Source organism: Carnobacterium sp. 17-4 (genome assembly GCF_000195575.1).
Classification (GTDB): Bacteria; Bacillota; Bacilli; order Lactobacillales; family Carnobacteriaceae; genus Carnobacterium_B.
The window spans coordinates 103,362-124,986 of sequence record NC_015391.1; the positions used below are offsets into that span (position 1 = coordinate 103,362).

The following is a 21,625-nucleotide window of genomic DNA, read 5'->3' on the forward strand; positions in this document are numbered from 1 at the left end:
GTTTATCTTTCACTGGATTAAAAGTTAGAATGCTCCTTAAAATAATTGTTAATTCTAAATCAATAATAAACTATTTTAAGTATTTAAGTTACTATTACATGTTCTTTTTAATTCTAAGAATCAATTAAAGTTGCTTTAATATTCTTATAAAGTTCTTTTGCTTCTTCCTGTTGTTCAAGTATCGATCGTTCTTTCTCATATGTGTCAAAATAGATATAGTCAATTTCGTTTAATAAATTTTCAAGTAATATATTCTTTTTGTTGGGACTTAATTTTTCTGAAAGAATAATTGAATTATAATTAGAACGAAAATCTTCAATTGTCGGCACCAAAATCTCCCTCTTTCTTTTAAATTACTACTTTAAGACTATCAATAATAGTGATTGTTTCCTATCAACCAGTGGTTGCTTTTTAGCACCTATTGATTTACATCAGGATAAGAACAATCAAAAAGAGTTCTCAGTAATGAGCTACTCTATAAAGTACAAAGCATAAGAAGTAGTGGTGCCACTTGTTCAAAAAAGGAAATAATTAAGCATGCTCCTGTTGATTTTTCAATTACAAATTTTTTATGACATTAATAATTAATAATTGCTCATTTAAATAAAATAAAGCGTTATTAATACAATCTAATCTGTTATATTTTATATGTTACTAAAAAATGTATGGAGGGATTCATTTGAAAAAAATAGTTTTTCTTTTAGGTTGGTTCACTTTTTTTAGTTTTATCACTACTGCAAAGGTACATGCTGAAGAAAATGTTTCCTCATTAGAAGATAGTGTCGTTTATGACATGAAACAAGGTGGAGTAAAGCAATTCGAAGTTGAAGATGATCAAGGAGAGACCTACACTATTACCATTGAAGAAGAACCCCAATTTTCCATTATGGCAACTAGTGTCAAGAATGGTACATATAAAATTACGAAAGAAAAAGCTTTACAATGGAAAGCAAGTTATAAGATTGACGTAAGTAACCATAAAATTACAAGAGCCCATTCTGCTTCGGCAGTAGCCTACACAGGGAGGTTTAAGAGTTCACAATTGAAAGTAGATAACGCTACACAAGCCACCTATTATTTGAAACGAAAGTTACTAATTGGCGAAGCATCCACAAACTTAAGAGCTAAATTATCTGGCGGCAGTATTTCTATAACCTATTAAGGGCTACTCGCCAAGATACTCAACAGTGGTTGTTCCTCCCCATCCTAAAGTATCTGTTACAAGACTATAAATAACGAATAGATTAACGAGCAAACAACAAGCACACGCAAAATAAATAATCTTATGTAGTGTGTTTGTTTTTTTATTTCGTTTGATTACAATTGGGGCTACAAAGATACCATATGGAGCAATTAGAAAACCCACAAAAGTAAGAATCAACAGTATTAGACCTTCGTCTTTATCTGTATCTCCATGAATAAAAACTAATTTGTGAACATTATTTTCAGTTTCCCCTTTATTTTCCTCTATTTCTTTTTTTAGTTTCTGATCCTCTTTTAATAATTCGTCAATTGAAACGTCGTAATAGGTACTTAACTTTGCTAAATTATCCAAATCAGGGTAACTATTGCCATTTTCCCATTTTGAAATAGACTGTCTTGAAATATGTAAATGCTTTGCTACATCTCCTTGCGAATACCTTTTATTCATTCTACTTTGCTTTAATCGTTCTCCTAATACCATCTGTCTTCCTCCTTTTTTTCCTTATTGCTCTATCATACCGAAAGTAAAGATTATTGACCATAAGCTAAAAGTTACAAGGTGGCAACCAATTAGCTAAGTGTCATTTTTAAAATTATTGGGAAGTTGTTGAATTTCAGATTAGGATTTTAGTATACTTCAGGTCATTTTGGTTAGACCTTTAAAAATTTAATCTTTAAAGGTCTAACCTTTTCTATTGATATGCTATTATTTAAATGATAATATATTCATGTATAAATCTAATTTAACTTGCTCTTCTGAATGAGAGCTACTTAAATCTGAACAGGCGGTGTACCTATTGAGGTATGTGCAGCCGGATCACCGGTGTGTGATAGCAGAGTAGTGCCAAAAAGGTACACCTGTGGGACAGTAATACTGTGCTATAGGTATGCCTTTTTTTGTTTTTATTTTTATTGAGAAGGGAAAATCTAGCTACTAAATGGATAATATTTATAGAAAGGAAGAGGGAAATGTTGAAATTTTTAAGTAACACACGTTCAGGTCAATTTTTAATGATTGGAATTTTTTTTACGATTAGTGGTTTTGTTTTGAATTCATTAGGAGGATTTTATAGTCAATTTTCCTTTTACTTTGCAATTTTATTTTTAGGTTTCTTTTCGGCAAAAAAAGCCCTAATAGAAACAATTCATTCTAAAGCTCCAAATGTTGATTTGCTTATGATTTTAGCGGCTTTAGGTGCATGCTTAATCAGTTATGAATCAGAAGGAGCTATACTATTATTAATTTTTGCAGGATCAGAAGCCTTAGAATCATATGCTACTAATAAATCGAAAAGTGCTATTTCTGAATTAATGTCCCATGTTCCAGCTGTAGCTCAATTACTTAAAAAAAATGGTGAAGTTGTTGAGGTACCTACTAACACCTTAAAAGTTGGTGATACCGTAGTAATTTCGAAAGGAGCTCAAATACCTATCGATGGGTATACGGATCGGAAGACACAAATCAATGAAGCAAGTCTTACTGGAGAATCATTACCTGTTGAAAAGGAAAACGGAGATGAAGTTTTTTCTGGGACCTTCAATGAAGGTAATGCATTTCATCTTAAAGTGAATAAAACGAGTGATCAAACTGTTTTTTCAAATATTATTCGCATGGTGGAAGAAGCACAAAAAAGACCCTCGAAAATCTCAAAAATTATTGATCGATTTGAAACGAAATATGTAATTGCTGTTCTAATTATTGTACCCATTTTTATTGTTATCCTCTATACTATTAATGGATTTAGCTTTCAAGAAGCTTTTTACCGAGGAATGGTTTTACTAACCGTTGCTAGCCCATGTGCTTTGGTCGCTTCTGCTACACCAGCAACCCTTAGTGCCATAAGCAATGGGGCAAAAAATGGGGTACTAGTTAAAGGTGGGGCAGCGATGGAATCTTTGAACACGATGGATATTTTGTATAGTGATAAAACAGGGACATTGACACTTGGTGATTTCACAGTATTAGATTATGAAGTTCCAGATGATGTTCTTAATGAAGTAATCTATATGGAACAACAATCTAATCATCCTATAGCCAATGCGATTGTTGCAGCTTTCAAAGATAGAACCTTTAAAGACGTTGATACTACAGAACCTGTGGAAGAAATAGCTGGATCAGGTGTTAGAAAAGGAACAATCACAATAGGCAAACCAAGCGATTTTTGTGAGTACTCTGATAAAAATCATTATCTTGATAAATTAACAGAAGAAAATACGACTATTATTGTAGCAAAGGGCACAGAAATTGTTGGATATATTTCTCTTTCTGACCAAATACGATATGAAGCAATAAAAGCAGTAGCAGGTTTTCAAAAAGCAGGCGTTCAAGTATTGCTATTAACTGGTGATAATGAAAAAGTAGCTTCAAAAGTTGCTAAAGAAGTCAAAATAAATGACTATGTAGCAAACTGTCTGCCAGAAGATAAAATCAATTACATTTTAAAAAGCCAGCAAGATAAAAAGGTAGTTGGAATGGTTGGAGACGGAATCAATGATGCACCAGCATTAGCGAATGCTGATATTGGTATTGCTATGGGTAGCGGCTCCTCAGTAGCAATAGAATCTGCTGATATCGTAATCGTAAAAAATGATTTAGCTAAATTACTTTACACTTATCATTTAAGTAGACGATTAAACCGTATTATTAAGCAAAATATTATCTTTTCAATCAGTGTCATTGTCATTTTGATTTTCTTAAATCTTTTAGGGTATTTAGATTTACCATTAGGTGTTGTTTTCCATGAAAGTTCAACAATTTTAGTTATCTTGAACGGACTACGCTTATTGCAAAAGGAGAAAAAGTGAAGCCTAATCAAAATAAAAAAACAGAACTCCAAATTAATGGCGTTCTGTTTTTTGCGTTCCTTTGAAATAAAATGAGAAAATAGCCAAATATAAAAAAAACAAACTAATAAAAAGAAATATTGAATAAATTTTTCACATAATTTAAGTAGAAAAAGTTATTTTAAGATTTTATTGAAATTTAAGCTTATCCAAAAGGAAAAACGACTTTAAAGTACTGTTATAAATAGTGAATAAATAAAAGGAATTCGTTTAATAGTGAATTTTATAGTTGTATTGTGAAAAAAATACGAGAAACATAAGAAAATCGTTTACATCTTCAAGGGAACGCTGAGGTAAAACGCTTTACAAGTGTTTTTTTTAGCGGTACATTAGTTGTGAAACGCGTGAAAGCGTATTACATTATTGGAGGGAATAAAATGACGAAAGAATATATTATGTCGATTGATCAAGGTACTACTAGTTCTAGAGCAATCATATTTGATAAAGCAGGAAACCCCAAATGGAGTTCTCAAAAAGAATTCACTCAACATTTTCCTCAACCAGGTTGGGTAGAGCATGATGCGAACGAAATTTGGATTTCAGTTTTATCAGTCATTGCAGGCGTTTTGATTGAATCTGGATTAAAACCATCTGATATTGATAGTATTGGAATTACCAACCAACGTGAAACAACCGTTGTTTGGGATAAAGCAACTGGTAGACCAATTTACCGCGCCATTGTATGGCAATCAAAACAAACAAATGATATTGCAGATCAATTAAAACAAGATGGACATACAAAATTAATTAAAGATAAAACGGGATTAGTAATCGATTCTTACTTCTCAGCAACTAAAATTAAGTGGATCTTGGATCATGTTGAAGGATCACGAAAACGTGCTCAAAAAGGCGAACTCTTATTTGGAACAATCGACTCTTGGCTGGTGTGGAAATTAACAGGCGGAAAAGCTCATGTTACTGATTATTCAAATGCAAGCCGTACGATGCTGTTTAATATTTATGACCTAAAATGGGATGAAGATATTTTAGCATTACTAGATATTCCCAAAGAAATGTTGCCAGAAGTAAAATCTTCTTCAGAAGTATATGGCAAAACGATTCCAGAACATTTCTATGGTGGACAAATTCCAATTGCCGGTATGGCAGGTGACCAACAAGCCGCGTTATTCGGTCAAGTAGGATATGAAAAAGGAATGGTTAAAAACACTTATGGCACAGGTGCCTTTATTATTATGAACACCGGAAAAGAACCAATTAAATCAGACAATGGACTGCTTACATCGATTGCTTATGGTTTAAACGGTGAAATCACTTACGCCTTAGAAGGTAGTATTTTTGTAGCTGGATCAGCACTCCAATGGCTAAGAGATGGAATGAGAATGTTCAGAACAGCTCCAGAATCAGAAGAGTATGCTAAAAAAGTGGAGTCAACAGAAAATGTATATGTCGTACCAGCATTTACAGGATTAGGAGCCCCTTATTGGGATCAAGATGCTCGTGGAGCTGTCTTTGGTTTAACACGTGGTACAACGAAAGAACACTTCATCAGAGCAACACTTGAATCATTGGCTTACCAAACAAAAGATGTTGTAGATACAATGAATAAAGAATCAGGCATTCCAATTAAAACATTGCGTGTGGATGGTGGAGCATCGAAAAATGACTTCCTGATGCAATTCCAAGCAGATATTTTAGACACTAAAATTGAACGCTCTAAAATCAGTGAAACAACAGCTCTAGGTGCTGCTTACCTTGCTGGATTAGCAACAGGATTTTGGAAAGACCAAGATGAAATCAAAAAATATTGGGAAAAAGATGCTACATTTGAACCAGATATGGAAGAAGAAGAACGTGAAGATTTGTATGCAGGTTGGCAATCAGCTGTAGAAGCTACACGAGTATTCAAACATAAATCTAAAAGAAAAGATAAATAAGACCTAGCGGGAATAAATCGTTATTTTTGAGTAATTTAAGATTTAAAGATAGAATGGAAAAGCGCATCTTTTATTTAGGATGTTCTTTTTCATTCTATTTAAACTGTTAAAAGGAAAATAAGATATATTATATAGTCGAAAAAATGTGGTTATTATTTAGGAGGCAGCATATGAGTAAAAAATATATCATGTCAATCAGTCAAGGAACAGATATGACGAAAGCAATTTTGTTTGATGAAAAAGGCAATCAAAAATGGAGTTCACAAAAAGAAATCACACAAAATTTCCCTGCTCCAGGTTGGGTAGAACAAAATGCAAATGAGATATGGTTATCTGTATTGTCTGTTATTGCAGGAGTATTAATTGAATCGGGAGTAAAACCAGCAGACATTAATAGCGTGGGCATTACCAATCAACGTGAGACAACTGTTGTTTGGGACAAAGCAACTGGTAGGCCTATTTATCAAGCTATCGGGTGGCAATCTAAGCAAACCAATGAAATCGCAAAACAATTAAGAGAAGATGGTCATGAAGACTATATTCATAATAAAACAGGATTAGTAGTTGATTCTTATTTCTCAGCAACTAAAATCAAATGGATATTGGATCATGTTAAAGGATCAAGAGAACGTGCTCAAAAAGGCGAACTTTTATTTGGAACAATCGATTCTTGGTTGGTCTGGAAATTAACAGGCGGAAAAGCACATGTTACCGATTATTCAAATGCAAGCCGTACGATGCTGTTTAATATCTATGACCTAAAATGGGATGAAGATATTTTAGCATTACTAGATATTCCGAAAGAAATGTTGCCAGAAGTGAAATCGTCTTCTGAAGTTTATGGAACTACCGTACCCTCACATTTCTATGGTGGAGAAGTCCCAATTGCGAGTATGGCAATTGATCAACAAGCAGCTTTGTTGGGGCATGAAGGACATGAAGAAGGTATGGTTAACGCAACCTATGGTACAGGTGCCTTTATTATTATGAATACGGGTACTAAGCCGATTAAATCAGATAACGGATTATTGACTTCTATAGCATATGGGATTAATGGTGAGATCACATACACGTTAGAGGGGAGTATCTTTGTGGCTGGATCCGCATTGCAGTGGTTAAGAGATGGACTTAGAATGGTTAAAACAACGCCTGACACTGAATCGTATGCCAAAAAAGTAACGTCAACGGACAATGTCTACGTAGTGCCTTCATTTACTGGTTTAGCAGCACCATATTGGGATCAAGATGCACAAGGATCAATCTTAGGTTTAACTCGTGGAACAACGAAAGAACACTTTATTCGTGCGACATTAGAATCTCTGGCATACCAAATAAAAACAGTTGTAGATACGATGAATGAAGAATCAGGTATTCCAATTGAAGTGTTACGTGTGAATGGTGGAGCAGCTCAAAACGACTTTTTAATGCAATTTCAATCCGATATGTTAGACAAACGTGTTGAACGCCAAAAAGAAACCGAAACGGCAAATTTAGGAGCTGCATATTTGGCAGGTTTGGCAACGGGATTTTGGAAAGATGGAAATGAAGTCAAGAAAACTTGGGAAAAAGATGCCTCGTATGATCCTGATATGGAAGAATCTGTACGAGAAGATTTATATGCCGGTTGGCAATCAGCTGTCGAAGCAACAAAGGCATTCAAACACAAACCTTTAAGAAAAAAATAAACTTTAATCACAGGTGTTTAAAATAGTTAGAGGAGGAAATAATATGGCATTTTCAGCAAAAACTAGACAAGAAAATATCGAAAAATTAAAATCCACTCAACTGGATCTACTCATTATAGGAGGGGGCATCACTGGTGCTGGGATCACTGTAGAAGCTGGAGCTAAAGGTTTAGCAAATGGTTTAATTGAGATGGGCGATTTTGCATCGGGTACAAGTAGCCGTTCAACAAAATTGATTCATGGTGGATTACGTTATTTGAAACAGTTTGATGTGGAAAATGTTGCAGAGGTTTCTAGAGAACGTGAAATTATCTATAACAATGCTGCACATATTGTTCATCCCACACCTATGATATTGCCTATCTATGATGAGCAAGGGGCTTCATTTTCTTCATTTTCTGCAGAAGTAGCTTTGAAATTATATGATGAATTATCGGATGTTCAAGAAGAGTACAAAAATTATTTTTTAGATAAAGACGCAACCTTAGAACGTGAACCAGCGCTTAAAAAGGAAGATTTGTTACAAGCTGGAGTTTATCTAGACTACACTTCGGATGATGCCAGAATCACGACAGAATTAATGAAAAAAGCGAATGAATTTGGTTCTATTATTGCTAATTATGTTAAAGCTGTTGATTTTATATTTGATGATCAACAAAAAGTAGCTGGCGTAAAAGCCCAAGATGTAGTGACTGGGGAACAATTTGACATTAAAGCTGACATTATTATGAATGCTACCGGCCCATGGTCAGATGAAACCAGAGAAAAGAGTGCAGCAGAATCTGAACAAAGAATGCGCCCAACGAAAGGGGTTCATTTAGTTGTTCCTGAAGAACGTTTGCATGTGAATGGTCCTATTTATACTGATTCTAGTTTTTTCGATAATCGTATGATTTTTATTATTCCACGTAATGGGAAAACATATTTTGGAACAACGGATACGGACTATACTGGTGACATCAATCATCCAACAGTTTCCCAAGAAGATATCGATTACTTGTTAAAAGCGGTAAACTATCGATTTCCAGAAGCTAAATTAACCGCATCAGATATTGAAGCAAGTTGGGCTGGATTGAGACCCTTGATTGCAGAAAGCGGCGGGAAAAATCCATCAGCAGTATCTAGAGGAAGTTCATTAACAGAATCTGAAAATGGGTTAATCACGATTGCGGGAGGGAAATTAACCGATTACCGTAAGATGGCTGAGGGATCGTTAAAATTAATTTCAAAACGTTTGAAAGAAAAAACGGGTAAAGAATACCCTGAAGTAGATACTAAAGTAGTTAAATTATCAGGCGGAGATGTTCCTTTAGGAAGTAAGTTTGATGCTTATGTTGAAGAACAAGCTAAAAAAGGAATGGAAACAGGTCTTTCAAAAGAAGAAGCAGAAAAATTAGTCAGATGGTTTGGTTCAAATGCTAGCGAAATTTTTGATCGAGCTAACTCTTTCACAAAACCTGCTAACTTAGATTTAGGGGATGCGCTATTTCTTATCTACACTTTAGAAAATGAAATGGCTCTAACACCTACAGATTTCTTTGATCGTAGAACAGAAAGCATTTTATTTGATCATCATCATGTTCTTGAGACAAAAGAAGCTGTTGTTGAATTTATGACTTACTATTATCAATGGGATGCAACAACAAAAGAAAAAATGGTTGCAGAATTAGAAGAAACGATTGCTGAAGCTGATCTTTCAAATTTATAACGAATTAGGAGAGGGTGAGATAAAAGTCTCATTCTCTTTTTGTGATCCTAGTACTTATTTTAGTATGTGTTCAAAAAAAAACTTGCTTTCCATGAAAAAGGAAAGGCAAGTTTTTAGTATCATTTTAATGATACGATCTTAATCAAAATCTATAGAAGAGTTGTCTTCTGCAATCGTGTTTTTTTCTTGACGTGCATGCAATTTTTTCATAACAAATCGTGCAGGTGGTTGAGCAATCAAAAGCTCACAAAATAAAGCGATACAAAAATTTCTAGGCCAATGTGATAATGATTCAAATGAAGATAAGGCGAAACCTTTTCCAAGCATAGTGCCAATGACTGTCATAATCAATGACATCCCAATAACAGTAAAAAAGATGGTAAATAATATTTTTGCGTTAAATCCATCGGTGTCATCGGAAAAAGTTTGCACTAATTTTTCTGCAATACGTCCAATAACGAGTACTTCTAGCAGCATAGCAATGATCAAGATAATAGGAAAAGATTTAAGAATAATCATGAATACTTCTGTATCAAGTTTTCCAAATTCTAGACCAATGTTTACTGTGCTCATAACTATAACAGTTATAGTGCAAATAATAAGACCGTATAACATTCCTTCTTTAGCATTGTGGGGCAATCTGTTTTCTTTTACTTCTTTAATAGTAAAAAACTCCTTTTTTGTGTATCTATAAGAAGTGTATCAGACATTATAGCTCTTTCGTAAGTAAAATTTTCATGAAAATTACATGAAAATATAAATACGTTTTTCAACCAAAATAAAGAACCGCTCTCCATTATAGAGAGTGGTTCTTTATTTAGTTAAATGGTATTATTTTATTTTTAAGGTGATCAATTGTTCTTCAATAGCATCTAATGGAGCTTCCGCTTGCAATAAAGCAGCTGCAGTATAGGCACTTTCAATTAAAGCAGTGTCATATAAATTAACGGTCTTATCAGAGGTCTCAATCGCTAGTTCTAAATTCATTTTAGCACTGCCTAAGTCATAAAAAGCCAGAATCTTTTCTTCGTTAAATGAAGATAAAACTTCTTCAATTCGATCAAAGCTGGTTCCAATTCCACCTTCTGGAGTTCCACCAGCACTTTTAACAGTGACATCTTTAGCAACTTCACTGATTAACTTCGCTAAGCCATCGGCAATTTCGGATACGTGAGAAACTATCAATACGCCATACTCTTTACTCATCGTAAACACCTGCTTTCATCATTGTTTTAAACAGATAGCTGCTAGACATAGCACCTGGGTCAATATGGCCGATAGAGCGTGCGCCTAAATATGATGCACGTCCTTTAGTAGCTTTCATATCTATCGTTTTTTCAACAGTTTCGTCAATAAAAGAACTCGTTAAAGTTTTTGATTTTACAGCTTCAACAACCGGAATCCACTCGTCGACCATGGTTTTTTCTCCTGCCACAGCTTTACCACGTTTTTGGATGCCTTCTAATCCGGCTTCTAAGACGGTAGCTAGGTCATCACTGTCTTGGCTAGCCTTAGCCATGTTAATGAAAGCAGAACCTAGTAGTGGGCCTGAAGCTCCTCCAACTTTGCTGACCAGAGTCATTCCGGTTACTTTAAGAAGGTCAGGTAACGTTTCAGGGTTTTTAGTTTGTAACGCTTCAGTTAGTGCGTTAGCTCCGCGAGCAAGATTGTTTCCGTGGTCACCATCCCCAATAGCAGTATCTAATTCACTAAGATAATCTTTATTTTCTAAAATTTGTTCAATAAAAAGGTCAATCCATTTTTTTGCAGTTTCTTGAGTTAACATAAATTTTTGTTCCCCTTTCTTTACCAAGCAATTGTTGTTACGGGTGCATTTAAATACTCTAACCAACTAGAATCTTCTAATTTGACCAAAGTCAGAGAAAGACCTTCCATATCAATAGAAGTCATGTAGTCGCCAACTTTTCTGAAGTCTAACGTTAGTCCTTCATCTGTTAACAATTGTTTCACATCATTCATAAAAATAAATTGTTCCATCAATGGAGTTCCACCCATACCGTTAACTAAAACGGCAAAGGAATCCCCTTTTTGCCATTGAAATTCTTTTTTCAATTGATTCACCAATTCTTTAGCTAAGGTAGCAGAAGGTTGAAGTTTTTCTCTGCGGTAACCTGGTTCGCCATGAATACCTACGCCGAATTCAATTTCATCAGCTTCTAATTCAAATCCTGGTTTACCAACTTCTGGTACAGTTGCAGGATTTAATGCAACACCTAAAGATTTTACAGTTGGGATAAGTTTGTCTGCTAATGTTTTGATTTCTGTTAAAGATAAGCCTTCTTCAGCAGCGGCACCTAAAATTTTGTGAACTAAAACAGTACCAGCAATTCCACGCTTTCCAGCAGTATATGTGCTGTCTTCAACGGCAATATCATCATCTACTACGATATAATCAACTTCAATGTCTTCCATTTCTGCTAACTCTTTAGCCATATCAAAGTTCATAATATCTCCAGAATAGTTTTTAATAATTAAGAATACGCCTTTTCCTTCATCACTAGCCTTAATGCCTTCTAATATTTGGTCAGGAGTTGGAGAGGTGAATACCTCACCACAAACGGCAGCTGACAACATCCCTTTTCCGACAAAACCAGCATGAGAAGGTTCATGTCCGCTTCCGCCACCACTTACTAAACCAACTTTTCCTGTATGTTCAACTTTACGATGAATGACAGATGTTTCAGGTAAGCGTTCAACTAAATCTTCATAGGCAAAGACTAATCCACTGAGCATTTCATCTAAAATATTTGATGGATCATTGATGATTTTTTTCATTTGTTCCAGACCCCCTAGAGTATTTTTTGATTGACTTCATTATCATTGTAATCGTTTTTAAAGCAAAGAACAAAGCAAACGATTGGTGAGGTTGACAAATCAGCCGATTTATAAAAAAGGCGTTCCAATTATAAACAGAATGGAAAAATAAAGGGCTGGTTTCAAGTTGTTTTGGTATACTAGTAATAGATACCTTAATTAGGAATCAAAAGGATTGTGCGTGGTAATAAAGGGTGAGAGGAGAGCTTACGATGGATAATCAAATGCAGTTGTATTCGCTTGTGAAAAAACTTTATCAAGCTGGTTTCTGGGAAGATTATTGGGATAATGATATCATTGGTATACAATTGGTTGGTTATAAGGAACCAGTTTTTATTTCCGTTTTAGGGAAAGCTGAACAGAATTTCGGTTTCTTAATTTATCGTAATTTAGAAGAACTGTCTTATTTTTTTGAAACACGCAAGAGAGCTGAGTTTCGTGAATTTAGTTCGGTAATGGAGATGCTCCAAACTCAAAAATGTATTTCTTTACACTTTGAAGATCGTCAAAAAATTCCCAAAGAAGAATATAAAAAAATAAAAGCTAGCGGCATAACTTTTAGAGGGAAAAAAGCATGGCCGGTCTTTACAGACTATAAACCAGGGTATTACCCGTTTACAATAGAGGAAAACGATGTCCCTTTCTTGATAGCTGTTTTTGAAAAGCTAATGGAAACAGCACGGGATTTCCGAGCATCTTTACAGGTTTATGAAAAGGAACAAGAAATCTACGAAGTTTTAATGCGGAGCTATAAAACAGACGGTTCATATAAAGATGGTTTTTATGTAGTTCCAAAAGCGATTGTAGAAGGGATAGTTGATAATGAAATAAACTATGCCACTATTAAGCTGACAGAATTTGAGATGAAGCGAGCGAATACTCAAAAAATGGAACATACTATTTGGGAATTAGATATTGATTTTGTTGGAGTACCTGTTGTTCCGCCAAGTGGAGGGCGGCCAATTTTTCCTTGTTTGCTATTGGTAGCAGATAGTCAAAAGGGTGAACTCATTTGTAGTGAATTTATCAAACCACAAAATATTGAAAAAATTCAACGTATTGTTCTCCAACTCATCGTGGTGCAAAATGGTAGACCACCAAAGATTGTCATAGATGCAGATCGGTATGTTAAAATTGCAACGTATTTAGAAAGAATGTTAACGACATTAGATATCGAATTGGTACCAATTCAAAAACTACCTTTATTATCCGTTGTTAAAGAAGACATGTTAGAATATTTTAAAGAGTAATTTTTAAGCAATCAAAAATGGAGGCCAATAATGAAAACTCTAGTAATCCTATCTCATCCTGAAATTAAGGAGTCGGGAAGTCAGCAGTATTTGCTGAGTTCAATTCCTGAAAATAAAAATATAACCGTTCATCATTTGGAATCTATTTATTCTGATTTCAACATAGACGTAGAAAAAGAACAAGAGCTGTTAAAAAGACACGATCGAATCATTTTTCAATTTCCTTTTTACTGGTATACAGCTCCTGCATTATTGAAAAAATGGCAAGATGATGTACTGGCAGATGGTTTTGCCTATGGTAAGAAAGGGAAAGCATTAATAGGAAAAGAATTTGGGTTAGTATTGAGTATTGGTGTGAAAAAAGAAGAATACCAACCTGGAGGACGTGAAGGATTCAGTATTGATGAATTAACAAAACCCTTTCAAGCGATGGCACTGAAGACTGGAATGATGTTTCTTAAAACATTGCCTATTTTTCAATTTAGTTATTTAACAGAAAATCAGAAAATGAGTCTATTGATTCGCTACCAGCAATATTTAACTCGTGAAAAAGATGATAGTTTAGAAGCTCGAGAAAGATGGTTTATCCAAGAACTATCAGAGACGGATGTGACTAAATTAAATAATGGAGATCAATTCGTTCTGGATCAAGCAATAGAATTTATAGAAGAAAATAGAGATACAATAGATGAATTGAAGATTGTTTTAGATCAAATGAATTAGCTTGTTAAGGAGGTCGGTAAATGAAATGGAACAAAAAGAGTGGTTGATTCAAGAGTTGGAACGACTAATTCAAACAAGTCGTGATTACAAGCAAAAAGCATTATTAAAAGCTGTGATTGCTTTAATTGATGAGCAAGTTGAACGAATTAGACAAATGGAAGGCGAATTGGATGGAACCTTATGGAGTCCGCGCAATTGGAATGAGTAAGATAAGACAAAAAAAGCTATAAAAAACAGGCAACCATAAACATGGCTGCCTGTTTTTTATAGCAAGAACTGATTTTTACTGTTGGTCTAATTCTCAATTTTTTGTACGAAGAGAATCTAGAAAGAAGCGGTTATGAGAAACGATAATAAATAAAGGAACCATTCTATTCTTTCAGTTTTGATCGGACATAAGAATAGTTTCCTAGATATTTTACAAGGTGTTCATTTTGCAAAAGATAAGTTGTATCAAAAAATTTATCTAAAAAATAGCGATCATGTGAAACAGCAATAATCGTTCCTTTAAACTGGCTTAAGGCTTCTTCAATCATTTCTTTGGAGTCAATATCCAAATGGTTAGTAGGTTCATCCAAAATAAGAACGTTATGATTTAAATGAACGAGCTGTGCCCACCTTAAACGCATTCTTTCCCCACCAGATAGTTGATTCATTTTTTTAAAGACATCTTGTCCGTAAAATAAAAATTTTGCTAAAATATGCCTTGCTGCACCTTCTGAAACGGAAATTTTATCGCGAAACTCTTCGATCACTGTAAATTGAGTAGACATTTCAAAGGCATGTTGGGAGAGATAGCCGATGGACAGAGAAGAGCCTACTTCAACGCTTCCAGTATCCGGTTTGATTTTTCCGAGTAATAGATTTAGTAAAGTGCTTTTTCCAGTTCCGTTGGCCCCAACAATGGCGATACGATCTTGATAGTGAACGTGAAGTTCAAGATTTTCAAATAATAACTTCTCTCCATAGTGTTTACTGACTCCATTTAACTGAAAGAGATCTTTACTAGACCGCTTTTTAGTCGTTAATTGAACCTCCATTTTATGTTGCTCAAGAAGTGGTTTTTTGACTAACTCAATTCTAGCCAAAGCCTTTTCCATATTTTTTGCACGGCGGTGCATTGCATCGCTTGGTGGATTAGAACGGTTTGCCCATTCTTTTAAGCGTTTGATGGCTTCTTTCATTTTTTTTATTTTTTTCTGCTGATCTTGATAATCTTGAAATTCGTTTAGTATTCGTTTTTCTCGTTCCTTAACATAATCAGAGTAATTTCCAAAATAATAATGCAGTTCTCCTTGTTCAATCTCAACAATCTCCTGTACAACATCATCTAAAAAGTAGCGATCATGTGAAACTATGATGATTGCTCCATCATAGTTCTTCACAAACTGAGTCAACCATTCAATAGCTAGAATATCTAAATGATTTGTGGGTTCATCAAGCAAAAGTAAATCAGGGTGTTCCAGTAAAATTTTTGCTAAACCAACTTTTGTCCGTTCTCCGCCACTCAAGGTTTTCCACTCTTTTTCCAGTAGAGCGTCAATGTGCAAGCCACTTGTTACGCGGCGAATGGAAGCATCAACCTCGTATCCGCCTAGTTCTTCAAAATCTTGCTGCAATTGTCCATATTGATCTAAAAGCTTTTCTAAAGGAGCGTTAGGGTCTGACATTTTTAAACTGAGTTGCTCCATTTTATTCTCCAAAAGAAAAATGTCAGCGAAGCTTTTTGCTAAAATTTTATATACCAATAGATGATCATCTTGTTTTGGAAGTTGAGCAAGCATGCCAACGGTTAAGTTTTTTTGCCAAGAGATCTTGCCATTACTAGGCTGCTCAATACCAGCAATGAGTTTGAGTAAGGTTGTTTTTCCTTCACCATTTTGTCCAATCAAACCAATCTTTTTTGAGGTAGTAATATCCAGACTTAAATTACTAAAAATCGTGTCAGCTCCATAAGTTTGTGTTACATTTTTCATATTAAATAGACTCATTTTTTAATTCCTCCGTTTACCGGAAACAGCAAAAAAAGAGAGGGGAAAAGACCTCTCTTTTTAGAAACAACGGCGTATAAAAATACTCCTTAAAGAAGTACAACGTGTCGTAAAAAGATGCTTTTTCTGGCTTTTCCATTTTAATTTAGTTAAAAAAGGGCATACTTCACCAATTTCTACTAAACAGCGGAAAATTCGGCACGGATAACATATAAAAATGCTGTTTCTTTATTTGTTATAACGTTCCAACCAGTCATTAACATCTTTTCACCTCCTTAAATTCTAATCATTTATTCATTATAGTATACTATATAACTGGCATTAGTAAAAGAAATTGGGGGAAAACTAACTCAAGAATGATAAAACCAATAGAATACTAGTATTCTATTTTCTGTTATTGGGTAAATCTTTGTGAATTTTGGTATCGATTGTTTGTAAAAAACAGGTATAATAGGAAAAAAAGGAGGAGTAGAGAGAATGAAAAGAGAAAGTACAGCAGACTATGACATAAAAATGGAAAATGTCCGTTATTCTGCTCCTCAACGGTATTATGGAACAAGAATCTTATTTGTTATTAAAGGATCTGCAACTATTTCATTTGGAGGACGTAATTTTGAAATGGAAGAAAATGATATTTTAATTGTTAATCGTACCAATAACTATTCCGTAATGGGAAGTGAAGATAATTGCATTATTTCACTTAGCATTTCTAGTCAGTTTTTTGTGACTCATTATAAGGAATACTTTCATTACAATTTTTTCTGTTTTTCACAGGAATTAGATCCTGGCAGAGAAGGAATGATTGCTCAATTAAGACGATGGCTATCTGAAATCATGATTGCAGATTCTAGGAAAGATGAGAGCAATACGCTGGAGATTCGGAGCAACTTGTATCAAATTATGTTACTGATGACTCGCTTTTTTAAAAGAGAAGCTCCACATTGGAAAGGTGTGGATACAAGTGATGAACGAATCGCACGAATTATTCAGTTAATTGAACAGAGGTATGCAGAACCGCTGACCCTTTCTGAGTTAGCAGAACATGAAAACCTGTCTTCTTCATATCTATCGCGCTATTTCAAGCAAATGACAGGTATGGGATTTTTAAATTACCTAAATCAAGTTCGTTTAAAACATAGCCTAGATGACTTATTGTATACTTCAGATAATTTATTTCAAATAGCGATGAAAAATGGTTTTTCGACTGCAAAAAACTACACGGTCGTTTTTAAAACGATTTATAACCAAACACCTGCTCAGTATCGAAAAGAACACCAACATGAACAATTAGAACAGCATGAAGCATTGATCAACAAAGTTGAAGCTCACACAGTTCTTGATTCTCCTGCTATTTTAGATAGACTGGCTAGTTATTTAGATGAAGGAATAGATCAAAGTTATACGATAGATGAAGAACACCTTGAAGAACGTAGAATTGTTCTAAATAGTGAAGGTGAGCAAGAGTTAAAACATGAAAAGCACATCATATTTATTGGTGAATTAAAAGAATTATTAAATGAAAATGTTAAAAAACAATTAATTTTAACCAAGCAACAAATGCGTGTAGACTTTGTAGGGATTCAAAAACTCTTTGAAGAGACGATACCTTTAACTGAAACTGATCTATCTGAAGGGGCTGGTAGTTCTACTGCATATGCGAATTCTGATATTGTTCTGCAATTTTTAAAAGAACAAGGAATCCATTTATTCTTAAAGTTAGAGTACAAGCAAATTAGTCAGAACGAAGATTATTACTTTAAAAAAATTGATCAATTCATTCAACATGCTTTGCAAGGTTTTGGGCGTGATTTTGTAGAAAAATGGCAAATTCTATTTTATAGTAAAGAAGATTCTTCAATAGAAGCAACAGAGTTAGAGCGCGTTTATTTAAAAGTCTGGCAAGTAATCAAAAATAAATCTAGCAAAATGAAAGTGGGAGCATTTTTTCCATATGATGAACAAAAAGAAGAGCTTCCAGAAAATCAACAGTGGCAAATCGAGCATGCAAGTAAAATTGAATTTATCGGTTATGAAGCAGACCAAAACGACGTTATTAATTTTCATGATATTAATGTGGAAGAATTTTCTAAGAGTCATCGTTACATTATCGATAAAACGAAAAAAATTAAATCGTTTATGCAGCAAAAGCAAATCGATCGACCAATGTTTTTGACTAACTGGAACATGTTATCTGGAAATACTCGATATATCAATGGGAATTTCTTTAGAGGAGCGCTAATTTTAAAAAAGGTTTTAGAATTAGAAAATGACGTAGAAGGAATCGGTTTCTGGATCAATAGTGAAATTCATGAGCGATTACAAGATTGTTCTAATAATCTAATCGATAGTTTAGATTTGTTTCATTTCTTTAATGAAAAAAGACCGACCTTTTATACTATGCGTTTTAAAGAAAGGTTAAGAGGAATGGTCATTGCACGGGGATCAGACTATCTAATGACTGAAAATGAAGACGGATATCAACTGATTATTTTCAATGAGCGACAATTTAGTCCCCGATACTCAATTGATGAACTATTTGTAAAAAATCGAAGCAAAGAATTACACATTCATCTCAAAGGGATTAAGCCAGGTAATTATCAAATCCGTACGTTCAAATTCGATCGAGATAACGGAGGATTATACTCTAAGTGGTGGAATCTGAATAGTAAGTACGGTATTGATCATGAAATGATGGATCATATTGTTCAATCTCTTAGTCCAGCACTGGATATCAAAGATGAATATTTAAATGAAGAATGGTCTTTTTATTCTTTATTGACAACTAATGCAATCCATTTTATTGAGTTCCGTAAGGCCATTGAATAGGTGAATGAGATTTCTTTACAAAGTACAACTCAATGGCTATACTGTAATTTGGTAGGAGGTAGACCATGAAAAAAGTAATTATTGCTAGCATTAAAGGCTATCAAAAAGGCATTTCTCCTTTATTTCAGCCAAGTTGCCGCTATTATCCAACCTGCTCGCAGTATGCAATCGAAGCGATTGAGAAACACGGTGCAGTCAAAGGTACAGTAATGGGAACAGCCCGTATTTTAAGGTGTCACCCTTTTATTAAAGGTGGATATGATCCAGTTCCAAAAAAATTTACTTTAAGAAAAAATAGAGAAATAAAAACAATAAAAAATTAGAATAAGCTGATAAATGTTAAATTTGTCAGCTTATTTCATGCGTTCAAAACTTTTTTTTAGAAACATAGAAAAGACAAACTATTTTAAGGGTTTTCATGAAAAGGTACGAATAACTTTGACAAACCTTTTAATATAGTGTAAATTGTCTTAGGGACGAAATATTAAGAAAACAACGATAAATAATGTTCGTGTTTTTGACTCCCTTTAAAAATAATGATTAATAGCCTAAAAATTAGAGCCATAACAGAAAGAGGTTAAGGGAAAAATGAAAGTTTTTGACTATGAAGATGTTCAACTCATTCCTAATAAAAGTATTGTAAGCAGCAGATCTGAATGTGATACAACAATTGAATTTGGTGGTAGAAAATTTAATTTACCAGTAGTACCAGCTAACATGCAAACGGTTATTGATGAAACATTAGCTATCTGGTTAGCAGAAAATAACTTTTTCTATGTGATGCACCGTTTTGATGAGGAAGACAGAATTCCTTTTATTCAACGAATGAATGAAAAAGGGCTATATTCTTCGATTAGTGTAGGTGTTAAAGCAGCAGAATACACATTTATTGAAACTTTAGCGAAAGAAAATTTAGTACCAGAATACATTACGATTGATATTGCTCATGGACACTCTGACTTAGTAATCAATATGATTCACCATATCAAGAAGTACTTACCTGGAACATTTTTGATTGCAGGGAATGTTGGGACTCCAGAAGCTGTTCGCGAATTAGAAAATGCTGGGGCTGATGCGACTAAAGTAGGTATTGGACCAGGAAAAGTATGTATTACAAAATTGAAAACAGGATTTGGTACTGGCGGCTGGCAATTAGCTGCGTTGCGTTTATGTGCTAAAGCTGCAAGAAAGCCATTGATCGCTGATGGCGGAGTACGAGATCATGGCGACATCGCTAAATCAATCCGTTTTGGAGCGTCTATGGTTATGATGGGATCATTATTCTCAGGACATGATCAATCTCCAGGAAAAACGATTGAAAAAGATGGTAAAATGTACAAAGAATACTTTGGTAGTGCATCAGAATACCAAAAAGGTGAACATAAGAACGTTGAAGGCAAGAAAATTCTTGTAGAATACAAAGGCGATATCGCTGAAACACTATTGGAAATGAAACAAGATCTACAATCTTCTATCTCGTATGCTGGTGGAAATGATGTAGAGTCGATCCGCAAAGTTGATTATGTAATTGTTAAAAATTCAATATTTAACGGAGATCGTTAGATAAAAGAAAAAAGGTCCTTTAAAGGATCTTTTTTGCTGTAATGCAAATGATTTGTATCCTCTGATTTCTTTGTTACACTTAACGAGTAAACTGAAATGAGAGGGGTCATGAGTCATGAAGGTATTAGTAGTAGGTGCAAATGGGCAAATTGGTAAAATAATCGTAGATAAATTACAGGATAGCGACAAGCATTCAGTACGGGCCATGGTTCGGAAACCAGAACAAGCTAATGCATTAGACATGAAAGATGTTGAAGCGTGTTTAACAGATTTAGAAGGACCAATTGAAGCGATTCAAAATGCTCTTAAAGGTATGGATGCCGTTGTTTTCTCTGCTGGTTCAGGTGGGAAAACTGGCTACGACAAAACGTTGTCCATTGATTTAGATGGAGCTGTGAAAGTTATGGATGCAGCAAAAGAAGTTGGCGTCGACCGTTTTATTATGGTCAGCGCAATGAACTCAGATGATCGTGCAACTTGGGACAATGAAGAAATGAAACCATACAATATTGCTAAGTATTATGCTGATCGTTGCTTGAAACAAAGTGGATTAACGTACACAATTTTGCGTCCTGGCTTATTGAAAAATGATCCAGCTACAGGAAAAATTGAAGTGGCCGAAAACTTACCAGGTGGCGCCATCTCTCGTGAAGACGTGGCAGAAGTGGTAGTTGCAAGTTTAGATAATGAAACAACTTTTAATAAAGCCTTTGATCTTTTAAATGGAGATTTGCCAATAGATGAAGCATTAAAAAATCTATAAAACTACAGTACTAATTAAAAAAGCATCAAGATCTCTTGATATAAGAGACCTTGATGCTTTTTTTATAGATTATTTTGTTTATTTTAGAGCATAAAGTCCAAAACAGACTCGGAAAATTCTACTTTTACGAGTAATCCAACAATGAAATGACCTTTCACGGAAGAGTGGAGCAGAAAAATAGTCCCACTCTTCCGTTAAACGACTCTTCATGGATAAGTTGAGTCCAAAAAGTTGTTCACTCATCCATGAAACAGCCCTTCATGGATGAGTTGTACCAAAAAAAGCTGTCACTCTTCCAGGAACAGAATAAAATGAGCATTTGCATAAACTAGAACACTT

General features: G+C 34.5%; 19 protein-coding genes and 1 riboswitch. Of the genes, 12 read left to right on the top strand and 7 right to left on the bottom strand.

Annotated features, from left to right (window positions below; genetic code table 11):
- Nucleotides 1-113: 113 nt before the first annotated feature.
- Nucleotides 114-329, bottom strand: a complete 216-nt coding sequence (locus tag CAR_RS00535; RefSeq protein WP_013709795.1) for a hypothetical protein — start codon at nucleotides 327-329, stop codon at nucleotides 114-116.
- Nucleotides 330-679: 350 nt separating this feature from the next.
- On the opposite strand from CAR_RS00535, the gene CAR_RS00540 reads away from it, so the two are divergent.
- The gene (locus CAR_RS00540; RefSeq protein WP_148229374.1) at nucleotides 680-1,162 is read left to right on the top strand and encodes a DUF5626 family protein; all 483 of its coding nucleotides are present in this window, start codon (nucleotides 680-682) and stop codon (nucleotides 1,160-1,162) included.
- A 3-nt stretch (nucleotides 1,163-1,165) separates the two neighbouring features.
- On the opposite strand, the gene CAR_RS00545 is transcribed toward CAR_RS00540, so the two are convergent.
- Complete coding sequence (locus tag CAR_RS00545) at nucleotides 1,166-1,684, bottom strand: helix-turn-helix domain-containing protein (RefSeq protein WP_013709797.1); 519 nt, start codon at nucleotides 1,682-1,684, stop codon at nucleotides 1,166-1,168.
- Between the two features lie 286 nt (nucleotides 1,685-1,970).
- Nucleotides 1,971-2,074, top strand: a riboswitch (NiCo riboswitch).
- Nucleotides 2,075-2,172: 98 nt separating this feature from the next.
- On the opposite strand from CAR_RS00545, the gene CAR_RS00550 reads away from it, so the two are divergent.
- The 4 genes from CAR_RS00550 (at nucleotide 2,173) to CAR_RS00565 (ending at nucleotide 9,335) form a co-directional block, all read left to right on the top strand.
- Entirely contained in the window at nucleotides 2,173-4,008 is a 1,836-nt protein-coding gene (locus CAR_RS00550; RefSeq protein ID WP_013709798.1) for a heavy metal translocating P-type ATPase, read from the top strand.
- Nucleotides 4,009-4,424: 416 nt separating this feature from the next.
- A complete protein-coding gene (gene glpK, locus CAR_RS00555; protein ID WP_041556038.1) occupies nucleotides 4,425-5,942 on the top strand; it encodes a glycerol kinase GlpK in 1,518 nt (505 codons plus the stop codon).
- Between the two features lie 170 nt (nucleotides 5,943-6,112).
- Nucleotides 6,113-7,627, top strand: coding sequence for a glycerol kinase GlpK (gene glpK / locus CAR_RS00560; protein WP_013709800.1), 1,515 nt, complete (start codon nucleotides 6,113-6,115; stop codon nucleotides 7,625-7,627).
- Between the two features lie 43 nt (nucleotides 7,628-7,670).
- The gene (locus tag CAR_RS00565; protein ID WP_013709801.1) at nucleotides 7,671-9,335 is read left to right on the top strand and encodes a glycerol-3-phosphate dehydrogenase/oxidase; all 1,665 of its coding nucleotides are present in this window, start codon (nucleotides 7,671-7,673) and stop codon (nucleotides 9,333-9,335) included.
- 138 nt (nucleotides 9,336-9,473) lie between these two features.
- On the opposite strand, the gene CAR_RS00570 is transcribed toward CAR_RS00565, so the two are convergent.
- From CAR_RS00570 to dhaK, 4 genes are all read right to left on the bottom strand, one after another.
- Entirely contained in the window at nucleotides 9,474-9,908 is a 435-nt protein-coding gene (locus CAR_RS00570) for a DUF2798 domain-containing protein (RefSeq protein ID WP_202944999.1), read from the bottom strand.
- Between the two features lie 258 nt (nucleotides 9,909-10,166).
- Nucleotides 10,167-10,541 (bottom strand): dihydroxyacetone kinase phosphoryl donor subunit DhaM, encoded by a 375-nt coding sequence (gene dhaM / locus CAR_RS00575; RefSeq protein ID WP_013709803.1) that lies wholly within the window; start codon nucleotides 10,539-10,541, stop codon nucleotides 10,167-10,169.
- Nucleotides 10,534-11,121, bottom strand: coding sequence for a dihydroxyacetone kinase subunit DhaL (gene dhaL, locus CAR_RS00580; protein WP_013709804.1), 588 nt, complete (start codon nucleotides 11,119-11,121; stop codon nucleotides 10,534-10,536). Before dhaL ends, dhaM begins: the two co-directional genes overlap by 8 nt.
- Before the next feature lie 20 nt (nucleotides 11,122-11,141).
- Complete coding sequence (gene dhaK, locus CAR_RS00585) at nucleotides 11,142-12,131, bottom strand: dihydroxyacetone kinase subunit DhaK (RefSeq protein ID WP_013709805.1); 990 nt, start codon at nucleotides 12,129-12,131, stop codon at nucleotides 11,142-11,144.
- Between the two features lie 251 nt (nucleotides 12,132-12,382).
- Here dhaK and CAR_RS00590 point away from each other — a divergent pair, with 251 nt between their 5' ends.
- The 3 genes from CAR_RS00590 to CAR_RS00600 are packed head-to-tail and all read left to right on the top strand — an operon-like array spanning nucleotide 12,383 to nucleotide 14,351.
- Nucleotides 12,383-13,420 (top strand): DUF7309 domain-containing protein, encoded by a 1,038-nt coding sequence (locus tag CAR_RS00590; protein WP_013709806.1) that lies wholly within the window; start codon nucleotides 12,383-12,385, stop codon nucleotides 13,418-13,420.
- 30 nt (nucleotides 13,421-13,450) lie between these two features.
- Nucleotides 13,451-14,143, top strand: a complete 693-nt coding sequence (locus CAR_RS00595; RefSeq protein WP_013709807.1) for an NAD(P)H-dependent oxidoreductase — start codon at nucleotides 13,451-13,453, stop codon at nucleotides 14,141-14,143.
- Between the two features lie 25 nt (nucleotides 14,144-14,168).
- Complete coding sequence (locus CAR_RS00600) at nucleotides 14,169-14,351, top strand: hypothetical protein (RefSeq protein WP_013709808.1); 183 nt, start codon at nucleotides 14,169-14,171, stop codon at nucleotides 14,349-14,351.
- A gap of 163 nt (nucleotides 14,352-14,514) precedes the next feature.
- Here the strand turns inward: CAR_RS00600 and abc-f are convergent, their stop codons facing one another.
- On the bottom strand, nucleotides 14,515-16,134 hold the full coding sequence (gene abc-f / locus CAR_RS00605) for a ribosomal protection-like ABC-F family protein (RefSeq protein ID WP_041556040.1): 1,620 nt from the start codon (nucleotides 16,132-16,134) through the stop codon (nucleotides 14,515-14,517).
- Nucleotides 16,135-16,611: 477 nt separating this feature from the next.
- Between abc-f and CAR_RS00610 the strand changes: the two genes are divergently transcribed.
- The 4 genes from CAR_RS00610 to CAR_RS00625 all read left to right on the top strand — a co-directional run bounded on the left by CAR_RS00610 (nucleotide 16,612) and on the right by CAR_RS00625 (nucleotide 21,286).
- A complete protein-coding gene (locus CAR_RS00610; RefSeq protein ID WP_013709810.1) occupies nucleotides 16,612-18,960 on the top strand; it encodes a helix-turn-helix domain-containing protein in 2,349 nt (782 codons plus the stop codon).
- A gap of 65 nt (nucleotides 18,961-19,025) precedes the next feature.
- The gene (gene yidD, locus CAR_RS00615; protein WP_013709811.1) at nucleotides 19,026-19,283 is read left to right on the top strand and encodes a membrane protein insertion efficiency factor YidD; all 258 of its coding nucleotides are present in this window, start codon (nucleotides 19,026-19,028) and stop codon (nucleotides 19,281-19,283) included.
- A 265-nt stretch (nucleotides 19,284-19,548) separates the two neighbouring features.
- A complete protein-coding gene (gene guaC / locus CAR_RS00620; protein ID WP_013709812.1) occupies nucleotides 19,549-20,523 on the top strand; it encodes a GMP reductase in 975 nt (324 codons plus the stop codon).
- Nucleotides 20,524-20,638: 115 nt separating this feature from the next.
- On the top strand, nucleotides 20,639-21,286 hold the full coding sequence (locus tag CAR_RS00625) for an SDR family oxidoreductase (RefSeq protein WP_013709813.1): 648 nt from the start codon (nucleotides 20,639-20,641) through the stop codon (nucleotides 21,284-21,286).
- The last annotated feature ends 339 nt before the right edge of the window (nucleotides 21,287-21,625 follow it).